General features: G+C 62.3%; 11 protein-coding genes. 8 read left to right on the forward strand and 3 right to left on the reverse strand.

Going from position 1 to position 11,755, the window contains the following annotated elements:
- Positions 1–53: 53 nt before the first annotated feature.
- Genes EOC06_RS00910 through EOC06_RS00920 form a run of 3 tightly spaced genes read right to left on the reverse strand, consistent with a single transcriptional unit; the run spans position 54 to position 3,747 of the window.
- Entirely contained in the window at positions 54–2,009 is a 1,956-nt protein-coding gene (locus EOC06_RS00910; protein ID WP_128306851.1) for a (Fe-S)-binding protein, read from the reverse strand.
- A gap of 1 nt (position 2,010) precedes the next feature.
- The gene (locus EOC06_RS00915) at positions 2,011–2,979 is read right to left on the reverse strand and encodes an electron transfer flavoprotein subunit alpha/FixB family protein (protein ID WP_128306852.1); all 969 of its coding nucleotides are present in this window, start codon (positions 2,977–2,979) and stop codon (positions 2,011–2,013) included.
- A 3-nt stretch (positions 2,980–2,982) separates the two neighbouring features.
- Complete coding sequence (locus EOC06_RS00920; RefSeq protein WP_128306853.1) at positions 2,983–3,747, reverse strand: electron transfer flavoprotein subunit beta/FixA family protein; 765 nt, start codon at positions 3,745–3,747, stop codon at positions 2,983–2,985.
- A 380-nt stretch (positions 3,748–4,127) separates the two neighbouring features.
- Between EOC06_RS00920 and EOC06_RS00925 the strand changes: the two genes are divergently transcribed.
- From EOC06_RS00925 to EOC06_RS00960, 8 genes are all read left to right on the forward strand, one after another.
- Positions 4,128–5,273 carry a substrate-binding domain-containing protein gene (locus tag EOC06_RS00925; protein WP_164898422.1) on the forward strand — a complete coding sequence of 382 codons (1,146 nt, stop codon included), beginning with the start codon at positions 4,128–4,130 and terminating at the stop codon, positions 5,271–5,273.
- A gap of 74 nt (positions 5,274–5,347) precedes the next feature.
- A complete protein-coding gene (locus tag EOC06_RS00930; RefSeq protein ID WP_127330567.1) occupies positions 5,348–6,889 on the forward strand; it encodes a sugar ABC transporter ATP-binding protein in 1,542 nt (513 codons plus the stop codon).
- Entirely contained in the window at positions 6,886–7,836 is a 951-nt protein-coding gene (locus EOC06_RS00935) for an ABC transporter permease (protein WP_127330565.1), read from the forward strand. The genes EOC06_RS00930 and EOC06_RS00935 overlap by 4 nt, the downstream gene beginning before the upstream one ends.
- Positions 7,837–7,838: 2 nt before the next feature.
- A complete protein-coding gene (locus tag EOC06_RS00940; protein ID WP_127330563.1) occupies positions 7,839–8,807 on the forward strand; it encodes an ABC transporter permease in 969 nt (322 codons plus the stop codon).
- 36 nt (positions 8,808–8,843) lie between these two features.
- Positions 8,844–10,517 (forward strand): GMC family oxidoreductase, encoded by a 1,674-nt coding sequence (locus tag EOC06_RS00945; RefSeq protein WP_128306855.1) that lies wholly within the window; start codon positions 8,844–8,846, stop codon positions 10,515–10,517.
- Between the two features lies 1 nt (position 10,518).
- Positions 10,519–10,926 carry a hypothetical protein gene (locus tag EOC06_RS00950; protein ID WP_127330559.1) on the forward strand — a complete coding sequence of 136 codons (408 nt, stop codon included), beginning with the start codon at positions 10,519–10,521 and terminating at the stop codon, positions 10,924–10,926.
- 29 nt (positions 10,927–10,955) lie between these two features.
- Complete coding sequence (locus EOC06_RS00955; RefSeq protein ID WP_109661499.1) at positions 10,956–11,333, forward strand: carboxymuconolactone decarboxylase family protein; 378 nt, start codon at positions 10,956–10,958, stop codon at positions 11,331–11,333.
- A partial coding sequence (locus EOC06_RS00960) for an aldehyde dehydrogenase family protein (RefSeq protein WP_245469271.1) occupies positions 11,330–11,755 on the forward strand: 426 nt, incomplete at its 3' end. The genes EOC06_RS00955 and EOC06_RS00960, both read left to right, overlap by 4 nt.

Here is an 11,755-nt window from a genome sequence, read left to right on the forward strand (position 1 = left end):
CAGGGCCGATGCCCATGCATGGTGTTTGGTCTCGATCTCTGGATCGCATTCTGTCAGGTCGTTTCCACCGTGGGTATTTCGAACGCCTGGCTTGTACGCGGCACAAGAAGTTCCGCTATGTCCACGACCTTCAAGCTGTCGCCCACGCCGAGCGCATCGATCGCGGCGGTGTACATCACCTTGTCCTTCGGGCAGGCGACGACGAAGTACGCGACGTCGCCCAGGCTCAGCGCTTCACGGATACGGTTCTCGCTCGGACGCTCGGTCACGCCGTCGTCGCCCTGCCAGATGCGGCCGCCGCCGGCGCCGCAGCAAAAGGAATTCTCGCGGCAGCGCGGCATGTCATGAAGCGTGTAGCCGGCGGCGCGGATCAGATCGCGCGGCGCATCGAAGCCACCATTGTAGCGTCCAAGATAGCAGGGATCATGATAGGTGACCCTGGCGCCATCGGCGACATGCAGGTCGAGTTTTCCCGCCCCGATGAGTTCCGCCAGCAGCGCCGTATAGTGCAGCACCTCGAACGCCGCGCCGAAATGCTGATAGTCGTTCTTCAGCGCATTCAGGCTATGCGGATCGGTGGTCATGATCCGGTTGAAGCTGCACGCCTTGATCTCATCGATGTTGGACTGCGCGAGCGTTTCGAACAGACCTTCTTCGCCGGCACGCCGCACATCATTGCCGCTGTTGCGCTCGGCATCGAAGAGAATGCCGAAGTCGACACCGGCTGCGGTCAGCAGTTCGGCAACCTTGCGGGTGATTTCCTGAACGCGCGGATCGTAGGAGGCGTAGTCCCCGACGAACCACAGAACGTCGACGGGTTCCTCGCGCGCGTCCTTGACCTGAAAGCCGAGCTCCCTGGTCCAGCGGGCCCGCATCTTGGAAGGCTTGCCCATGGAATTGCCGAGACGGGTCAGGTTCGATAACGCCTCCTGCAGACCGGGGCCGACACGGCCTTCGTCGACCAGATGACGGCGCATGTCGATGATCTTGGGTAGATGCTCGATCTCGACCGGGCATGCCTCCATGCAGGCACGGCAGGTGGTGCAAGCCCACAGCGTCTCCTCGGAAATCACGCCGCCGACCAGTGGGGCCGCCGAAGATCCCGCGGCAAGCGCGTCACGCATGTCGGTGATCAGCAATTTTGGGCTGAGCGGCAGACCGGCCGCATAGGCTGGACAGACCGCCTGACAACGGCCGCATTCGGTGCAGGACAGAAGGTCGAGCTGCTGTTTCCAGTCGAACTGTCCCAGGCTGTCGATGCCCGGAGCCTCGCGCGCTTCCGGGACCGCGGGCGCCAGGCCGCGCGGTTCGAGGCTGCGGAAGTAGATATTGGGTGCAGCAAGAAACATGTGCCGATGTTTCGAACCGGGGATATAGACAAGGAATGCCAGAATGGCGCCGACGTGAGCCCAGTAGAACAGCTCTTCGCCCTGATGTGCCGGTATGCCGGCACGATCGAGCAATCCAGCCAGTGCCGATGCGACCGGCCGCCACGAGCCGTCTGCGCCACCGGCTATGCGTGCCGCCGCCTCAAGCAACAGGGACGCCACGATCAGGACGATCAACACATAGATGATTGCCGCATCACTGCCGCTCGAGCCGTCGAAGCGGGCAGGCCGCAGCACGTAACGCTGATAGAGCGCAAGTCCGACGCCGACCAGCATCAGCACCGAAAAGATATCCTGCAGAGCGGCAATCCAGGTTTCGCCACCGATGGGCGCAAGTGAGAACCCTGGAAACAGCCGCGAGCCGAAGGCATCGATCGTGGCGGTGAACAGCACCAAGAACGAAATGAAGATGATTGCGTGAAGCACGCCGGAAAGCGGCTTGCGGAGCATTTTCCGGTGCATGCCGATGGCGACCATCACACCCTGGAGGCGCAGCATCGGGCGGTCGAAGCGGGCCGCTGCCGGTGCATTGGCAAGAGCGACCGCGTAACGGCGCGAGCGCCAGGCCGTTAAAGCGAGTGCTGTGATGACCAGGATCCAGAGTGGCAGGGTCGATGCCATCTCAACGGCCAGAGCCGGCCCGCAGCCTGTCGCTCAGATTGGCGACGAGATCGAACAGGTCACAGGTCGCACCGTAATGCGCGACATTGAAGATAGGGGCCTTCGGATCAGTGTTGACGGCAATGATGAGCTCGGCCTGCGCCATGCCCTCGAGATGTTCGGGCGCACCGGACACGCCGAGCGCCAGATAGAGCTTCGGCTTCACCTTCTGGCCGGATTTGCCGACCTGGCGCAGCTTAGGCAGCCAGCCATTGTCGACGACAGGACGGCTGCCGGCGATCTCCGCCCCCAGCATCGTCGCCAGATTGCGCGCAAGGTCGATGCTTGCCTCGTCGCCGATGCCGCGGCCCACGCACACGATCCTCTCGGCTGTCGTCAGATCGACGTCGGCATAATCCGGCACGTCGATGGCCACCATTCTCACCTTGCCGCTGGCGAGCGTGGGTTCGGCATCGATCGTCTGCACGCTCGCGGCGGCGATCGGGCCCGGCGCTGCCTCCGCGAAGGCGCCTGGGTTGATCATCAGAATGGCGGGCAGTTGCACCTCGCAGTCGGCGAGTATCTTGCCGCCATACATCTGCGCGACAACCGTCAGGTTTTCACCGTGCCGCTTGATTTCGTTGACATAGGAGATGAGCGGCCAGCCGGTTCGCGCCGAAATGTCGGCTGCCACGTCCAGCCCGTTTGCCGAATAGGGAACCAGGACCAGGCCGGGGCTCTCGGCGGTGACGACTTCGCGCAGAAGCACCGCATAGGTCTCGGCGGGAATAACATCCGCTTTTGTGGCGCGGGCCACTATCAGGCGATCGGCGGCACCGAAGAGAGAGGATGCGGCTTCCGCTTTACCGCCGGCGAAAAAAGCGACGACCTCGTCGCCGGCCTGGGCGAGTGAACGCGCCGCCGCGATCATTTCGAGGGAGAAGGCTTCGATCTTGCTGGAGTGGCCTTCGGTACAGGCAATCAATTTCATGACTTAATTCCTCGCCAGGCCCTTGGCTGCCAAGATGCCGACCAGCCGATCCGCGACTGTCTCGGCATTGCCGCCAAGGTTCTCGCCGGAGCCGCCCTGGACTGGCAGGCGCAATGTGATGATCTCGGTTGAACGCTCGAAGCCTGACGATTCGGGCGCGGCGCGGCCGATGGGCGTCTTGGATGCTTCGCGAAGCTTGCTGCCGGAGACATAGCGTGGCGCCTTCGACGCTGTCTGAACGCCCAGCACCGCCGGCGTGGCCAACTCATAGGTGACGGCGACACCGGCGCCGCGCTCTTGCGTGACCCGAAGCACGGCGCCGTCCGCAACGATACGGTTGGTTCCCGACACATGCGGCCAGTCGAGCAGCGCGCCGACATAGGGCGCGAGCTGGCCGAAGACATCCTCGCTCGATTGAACGCCGCACAGAACCAGGTCGGCCGACTTTGCCCGCGCCATCGCCGCGATGGAAGCCGCAATCTCACGTGAGGAGATCATGGCACCCTCCTCGGCCTGAAGCGCCACGACTTCGTCGGCGCCGCGTGCGGCAGCCATCTGCAGGACACGGTTGGTGCCTTCGCCGACAGCTACCGCCGTCACCTTCGCGCCGCCGGCTTCCTTGAGCAGGATTGCTTCCTCGAGGGCATGATCGTCGAAATCGTTGAGCTGGAAATCCAGCCATTCCCGATCGATGCTGCGGCCGTCCTCGGCGAGTTGCAGCTCGCCCGCGGAATCCGGGATCATGCGCAAGACAACAAGAATATTCACGGCCTCTCCTCCGACGGAACGCACCTCAAGCGCCCGGCACCGGCTGCTAGATAAGTCGTATTCTTCGCTGCCCCCAATGGTCAAAAAGGTAATAGCAGCTATTACAAGACGGCAGATTGACGATTGTGGGTAATCGACTGCTAATTTGCGCCAAATCGCTTTCAGTCGAATTTTTCTGAATTGGAGGTTGTCAGGAAAATAGTCGTGCGGTTTGCCCGGGATATAGACATCTATTGTCTGTTTATACTGTCTCGCGTGCGAGAATGTCTGAGGAGAATTTAGACGCTCTGTCGAGCGTTCAGGAGGAGGAACCAATGTCAATAAAGAGCATATTAGACCACAAGATCTCGCGTAAGAGCTTTATCCGGGGAATGCCAGCCGTGGCGGCAGCCATGGCCGCCGCACCGGCCATCCAGCTCGCCCAGACCAGCGCAGCCGTCGCCGCAGAGCCGGAAACGAAGCCCGGCTACTATGGCGCGCCGCGCACCTGGATGTGGAACCCTAATGCGAACACCATGGTCGACACCTCGAAATGGAAGAAGGCGGGTCCCTATACGATCGGGTTCTCCAATGCTTCGATTTCCAATGCTTGGCGCGTCGCCTTCCAGCATGGCGTGCTCTGGTCCGCCGGCCAGCATCGCGACGAGATCGCCCATCTTCTCGTCACCGACGCCAATGACGACCCCTCCAAGCAGATCGCGGATATCCAGGATCTGATCAGCCAGGGCGTCGACATTTTGCTCATTGCCGCCTCGACCGAGGACGCGCTCGATTCCGTCGTCGGACGCGCAACCGAACAAGGCATCCCCGTTGTCATGGTCGATCGCAAGGTGAAGACGCCGGCCAACTACATCACCTACGTCACGGCATCCGACTGGGCATTGGGCCGTCTCGAGGCGCAGTGGTTGTGCGAGACGCTGGGCGGCAAGGGCAACATCGTTATGCTGCCCGGCATCGCCGGGTCAAGCGTCGCGGAAATCCGCATCAAGGCGAACGAGGAAGTGTTCTCGAAATTTCCCGACATCAAGGTGCTGGAGAAGCAGTATTGCGACTGGAATCCGGCAACAGGCAAGTCGGTGATGGCCGCGCTGATCCAGAAGCACGGCAAGGCCATCAACGGCGTCCTGGCCGACAGTGCGCTTCAGGGCTACGGCGCGATCGAAGCGTTTCTTGACGCCGGTTACAAGGACGGCGAATTTCCACCGATGACCGGCGGCGACGTTGCCCGGATGTATCAGCTGGCCAACCAGCACAACATCAAGATGGTCGGCATCGATTATCCGACGTCGATGGGCATCACCGGCATCGAGACCGCGCTTGACGTGCTCAAGGGCATCTCGGTCCCGGACAAGGTCGAGGTCAGCTTCCAGGTCGTCACGTCGCCGGGTGCGGATACGATCTCGGTCAAGGGCGACAGGCATCTGCTCGACCATGTCAGCATGAGCGATCCGGGCGATCTGTCGCCAAGCAACGGGCTGCCCGCCGGCTATAATCCGAGTACATTCAATCCCGACTATCCGAAGTAAGCTTCCCAAGCGAGCCGGTGCGCGCCCATCCTGGACGCGCACCGGACGTGCATTGAACAGTTCGAGCACCGGATATGTCAGCGTCTGTTATTGAGCTCAGCCAGATCGAGAAGGACTATCCTGGAGTCAAACCCCTGGACAAGGTCGATTTCGCCGTGCAGCCAGGCGAAATTCACGCCCTTCTCGGCGAAAATGGCGCAGGCAAGTCGACGCTGATCCGCGTTATGGGCGGCGTGACCAAACCGAATTCCGGGACCATGACCTATCTCGGCAAGCCGGTTTCCTGGCAGTCGCCGAAGGAAGCACGCGCTGCCGGCATCCACGTGATCCATCAAGAGCTTGCGCTTTTTCCCGAACTTTCGGTCGCCGAGAACATTCTGGTCGATACGCAGCCCCGCGGCAGGTTTGGTCTCATTTCGAACCGCGCCCGCCACGTCCGCGCCGCTGAAATCCTCGCACAACTCGGCGTAGATATTCCAACCCACGCCAGGATTGACGAATTGCCGCTTGCCGATCAGCAAATGGTCGAGATCGCGAAAGCCCTGGTCGGCAGGGTGCGGCTTCTCATCCTGGACGAACCGACAGCGGTCATCGCTGGCCGCGAGGTCGATCTTTTGTTCGAGAACATGCGCAGGCTGCGCAACGAAGGCGTCGGCATCGTCTACGTCTCCCACAGGCTTGAGGAGATATTCGAAATCGCCGACACGGTGACCATACTCAAGGACGGCCAACTCGTCGGCACCAGCTCGGTAAGCGCGCTCACGCGTGAAGAGATGATCACTCGAATGGTTGGCCGCCGGCTCAGCCAGATCTATCCGCCGCGGCGTATGGCACCGGCGGGCGGTCCGGATGTGCTCACAGTTCGCAATCTCAAGGCCGGTCCGCGCGTCCGCGACGTCAGCCTCAACGTCAAGGTTGGCGAAATCGTCGGCGTGGCCGGCATGGTCGGTTCGGGGCGCACAGAGGTTGCCGAGGCTATCTTCGGCACGCGAGCCGTCGAGAGCGGGGTGATCGAATTTGATGGCAAGCCATTTGAGACAATGCTTCCGAAGGGTTCGATAAGGCATGGGCTCGGTTTTCTAACCGAGAGCCGCAAGGACGACGGCCTGTTTCTCGGTCTGCCGATTTCCGCCAATATCGTGGCGCCCGACCTCGACGGCATAACGAAACATGGCCTGATCGACAGGAAGCAGGAACGTGCTGTGGCGATGCAGCAGATCCAGGATTTTTCGGTAGCGACGCCGTCGCCTGACGTGAAGATCGGCAATCTCTCTGGGGGAAACCAGCAGAAGGTGCTGTTCAGCCGCTGGTCGCGGATCGCCAGCAGGCTGCTTATCCTCGACGAACCGACGCGCGGGGTTGATATCGGGGCCAAGGTGGAGATTTACCGCATCGTGCGACGGCTGGCGGATTCTGGCGTCGGTGTGCTGATGATCAGTTCAGAACTGCCCGAAATCGTCGGTCTCTCCGACAGGGTCTTCGTCATGGCGCAAGGCCATGTCGTCGGCGAAATCAAAGGCGATGCACTCGGCGAGGAGGCGATCATGGATCTCGCCGTGCGATCTGTCGGGCACCGCGAGGCGGAAACGGATCAGCGAGCGGAGCCGGTCGGATGAGCGCGATCACGGTGGATCTTCGCCGCAACCGGCTGTTGCTTTCCTATCTGATCGTGGCAGTGCTGCTGGTGCTGCTTGCTGTCGTCGGCGGCTTGTTGTCCGATCGGTTTCTGACCTGGCGCAACATCGGCAATCTGTTCCAGCAGCTCATCGTGCTGGGCATGGTCAGCCTGGGTCAGACGTTCGTCGTGCTGATGGGCGGCATTGATCTGGCGATCGGTTCGCTGGTCGGTGCGCTCACCGTCTTTCTGGCGAACTTCCTCGAATGGCGTCCGGATCTGGTCTGGCTTGCACTGCCGCTGGCATTGCTCGCCGCGACCGCTGTCGGCGCGCTCAACGGATTGCTGACGGTCGTGCTGCGCGTCCATCCCCTGATCGTCACGCTCGGCATGTCCTCGATCATCTTTGGCGCAACGCTGATGTACCGCAAGGAGCCCGGCGGCTCCGTACCGCGCGCCTTCGCGGATATTGCCTATGCAAAGGTCGGCGGTATTCCGTTCAGCGCCATCGTGCTCGTGGTGATTTTCGCGCTCGCCGGGCTTTGGCTGCAGCGCACGCGCACGGGCCGCAGCATCTACTTCGTCGGCGGCGATCGGGAAGCGGCGCGGCTGAATGGGTTGCCGGTCGATCGTATCGTGGTGCTTGCCTACGCGCTGTCGGGCCTGTGCGCCGGCATAGCGGCGATTTTCCTGACCGCCCGCACCGGCGTTGGCGACCCGCGCATCGGCGCCGCGCTGACGCTGCAGTCGGTCACGCCAGTCGTGGTCGGAGGCACCATTCTGGCCGGCGGCAGAGGCGGCGTGCTCGGTACTTTCCTCGGCGTGCTGCTCGTCACCATGCTCAACAGCCTGCTGAACTTCGTCAATGTCTCGTCCTACTATCAGTGGGTCATCCAAGGTCTCATCATCATCATCGCGGTCGGCATCCACACCACAAGGCGGAGATAGTGATGGCGCCTCTTGATACCCCGATGCCGCGATCGCAAGGCATGTCCCTGGCCTCAGTCTTCGAGCGCTACGGGCTGATGATCTTCCTGGCCGTGCTGATGACCGTTGCGGCTCTCGCTTCACCAACCTTTCTGCGGCCGGCCAACCTGGTCAATGTGCTGACGATCGCGGCACCGCTTGGCATGGTCGTCGTCGGCCAGACTTTTGTCATCCTGGTGCGCGGATTGGACCTCTCCGTGGCCTCGCTGATGGCAACGGTGGCCGTGCTGGCGACCGCTTTCAAAGCCACGACCAATGAGGCGATTCCGATGATCTTCATCGCCGCGATCGCCCTGTCGGCCGCGGTGGGTCTGGTGAACGGCTGGCTCGTCGCCAAACGCAATGTCAGCCCGTTTCTCGCAACGCTGGCGATGATGATCATCCTGCAAGGCATTCGTTTCGCCTATACTGGCGGCGCGCCGATCAGCACCTTGCCGCCGGGCATGGGCTTTCTGGCCTCCGGACGGATTTTTGGCGTGCCCGTCAATCTGATCACCCTGGCATTTCTGGCAATTGCGTTCGGCATCGTGCTGCACCGGTCACGCCTCGGCCGTGAGATTTTCATGGTCGGAAGCAATCCGAAGGCCGCGTTCCTCAACGGCGTCGCGCCCGATCGCGTGGTCATCCTCTGCTACGTCATCTGCTCGGTCTGCGCGGGAATAGGCGGACTGTTCCTGCTCGGTTATGTCGGCACCGTTTCGAACTGGGTTGGCCAAGGCTACGAACTGGACTCCATCGTTGCCGCCGTGATGGGCGGGGTCGCGCTTACCGGTGGGCGCGGCAACATCTTTGCGGCGCTGCTTGGCGTGGCCGTTCTGGTGGTGATCAACAATCTCGTGCTGCTGCTCGGATTTCCGATCGAGATGCAGCTCATCATCAAGGGTGTCATCATCATCGGCGCGGCGGCGTTTTACCGGACGCGGCTCGCCTGACCCGATGCTGCCATTGGACCCCAAGGGAGGAAGAAAATGACCGTTGAAGTTCTGGCGGATCGCAATGCACGGGCAAGGCGCGACGAGGAAGTGGATGTCGTGATCGTCGGGGCCGGCCCATCCGGCTCGGTCGCCGCACTTCATCTGGCGCGCGCCGGCATTTCCGTCGTCGTGCTCGAGCAGGGCGAATGGCCGGACTATGCCGCCTATGCCGGCGCGCGTCCGGAACACGAGCTTGTCAGCACCAAGCTCTGGCATCCCAATCCCAACGTCCGCGACAATCCCAACGACTATCCCGTCGACACGTCGACGACGGATATCAACCCGTTGATGTTTGCCGGCGTCGGTGGCAGCGCGACCCTCTACGGCGCGCAATGGATGCATTTCCTGCCGTCCGACTTCCGCGTGCGCTCGATGGATGGCGTGGCCGAGGACTGGCCGTTCACCTACGAAGACCTGTTGCCCTACCAGCTCGAGATCGAACGCGAAGTGGGCGTTTCCGGTCTAGCCGGCGATCCGGCCTACCCGCCGCGCGGCGCCTATCCCTTTCCGGCGCTCCCCATGGGCTCCGTCGGCCAGCGCGGTGCGCTGGGTATGGAGAAGATGGGCTGGCACTGGTGGCCCGGCAGCAACGCCATCCCGTCGGAGAAGTTCGGCGAACTCAATCCCTGTGTGCGTCGCGGAACCTGTCTGACGGGCTGTCCGGAGGGCGCGAAATCGACGACCGACCGGTCGCATTGGCCACTGGCCCTGAAGGCCGGCGCGCGGCTCGTCACCCGTGCACGCGTGAAAGAAATCGAGACCAACGACCAGGGGCTGGCGACCGGTGTCGTCTATGTCGATGCAAACGGTCGCGACCGGCGCCAGCGCGCCAAGGTGGTCATCCTGTGCGCCAATGGCGTCGGCACGCCACGGCTGCTGCTGATGTCGGGAGGAGCCGGGAAACCGGACGGCCTTGCCAACTCGTCGGGCATGGTCGGCAAGCGGCTGATGATGCATCCCTTTGCAAGCGTACTGGCCTCTTACCAGGATCCGCTGGATTCCTGGCGCGGTCCCTTCGGCCAGCAGGTCTATTCGCTGGAATTCTACGAGACCGACGAAAGGCGCGGCTTTGTACGCGGCTCGAAATGGAACTGCATGCCGTCGGGCGGACCGGTCGGTGTATCCGGCGCGACCGGGTCCAAGGTCTATGTCGCCGAAAGCGGCCGGTTCCAGGATTTCTGGGGCGCCAACCTGCATGAAAATGTAGCGCGCCGCTTCGGCCACTCGCTGATCTGGGGCATTGTCGGCGAGGATCTTCCGGAGGAGAGCAACCAGGTGGTGCTGTCGAAGGATCTGGTGGATTCCGATGGGCTGCCGGCGCCGCAGATCGTCTACAAGGTCAACGAGAATTCCAACCGGCTGCTGAAGTTCAACATCGACCGCTGCCTGGAATCGGTGCGCGCCGCCGGCGCCATCGAGACGCTGGTTTCGACGCCGGTGCGTGAATCCGGTTGGCATCTCATAGGCACCACCGTCATGGGCGACGACCCGAAGCGCTCGGTCGTCGATCAATGGGGCGCCTGCCACGACGTGCCGAACCTCTATGTCATGGATGCGTCGACCTTCCCGACCTCGGGCGCTACCAACCCGACGGCGACCATCATGGCCGTCGCGCTGCGCAACACGCGCCGCATGATCGCCGAGCGCCGCAACCAGAAGGTGGCCTGACATGTCGAACGAAAACACCTTCTTCGCGCTCGCAGACTTCCTGATCCCCGCGCATGGCAAGATGCCGAAGTTCAGCGACGTCTGCCGCTACGCCGATGTCGAGAAGTCGCTGGATTTTCGTGTTGATCTGAAGCCGGGCTTTGCGCGCGGCATCGCGGTCGGTCCGGCCAACGGCGCCGAGGCTCGTCTGGAAAGCCTCAACAAGGAGGATGGCGAAGCCTTCTCGGCGATCACCACGATTGCCATTGCCACCTACTACATGAGCCCGCGCGTGCGCGAACTGATCGGCTATCCCGGCCAGGAGAACGTCCCCTACGATTCCAAGGCGACGCAGATCTACCTGACCAACGGCTCGCTCGGCCACGTCATCGCGCGGGGCCGCAAATATCGGCCGACACCCGGCCTTTGATCTCCCAAGCAACTGGAAAGGACCATCCAATGGGCAAAGACGTGTTCGACAAGGGTTTTGAAATCCGCAAATCGGTTCTGGGCGCCGAATTCGTCGAGAAATCCTTCGCCAGCGCCGACGATTTCAATCGTCCGCTGCAGGAACTCGTGACGGAATATTGCTGGGGCGCTGTCTGGGGCCGTGACACGCTCGACAAGAAGACCCGCAGCATGCTGAACCTCGCCATGCTTTCCGCGCTCAATCGTCCGCACGAACTGAAGATGCATGTGAAGGGCGCGCTGACCAACGGCGTGACCAAAGACGAGATCCGCGAAGTCCTTCTACAGGTCGTGATCTATGCCGGCGTGCCCGCAGGCGTCGATTCCTTCCGGGTGGCGCGCGAAGCCATGCAGGAAGTCGGAGCATGACAACCCGTCCGCCGCTGGCCACGGAAAAGCTCTCGATGCTGATCGGCGGCCGCGCGGCCGCCGCGCAGTCGGGCGATTTTTTCGAATCCTTCGATCCCTTCACCGGCAAGGCCTGGGCGCTTGTTCCGCGCGCTGGCGTAGCCGATGTCGATGCGGCCGTGCAGGCAGCAGCGGCCGCGTTTCGCGGCGAGTGGCGGACGATGATCCCAAGCGCGCGTGGGCAGATCATGACGCGCTTTGCCGACCTCGTGGCGGAGGAGGCCGAAAACCTGGCCGTTCTCGAAACCCGCGACAACGGCAAGCTGATCAATGAAATGCGGATGCAGTGCAAATACATCCCGCAATGGTTCCGCTTCTTTGGCGGGCTCGCAGACAAGATCGAGGGACGGGTCATCCCGATCGATAAGCCGGGCGTGTTCAAC

Origin of the sequence: Mesorhizobium sp. M7A.F.Ca.MR.362.00.0.0, assembly GCF_004023175.1 — a bacterium.
Lineage (GTDB): Bacteria > Pseudomonadota > Alphaproteobacteria > Rhizobiales > Rhizobiaceae > Mesorhizobium.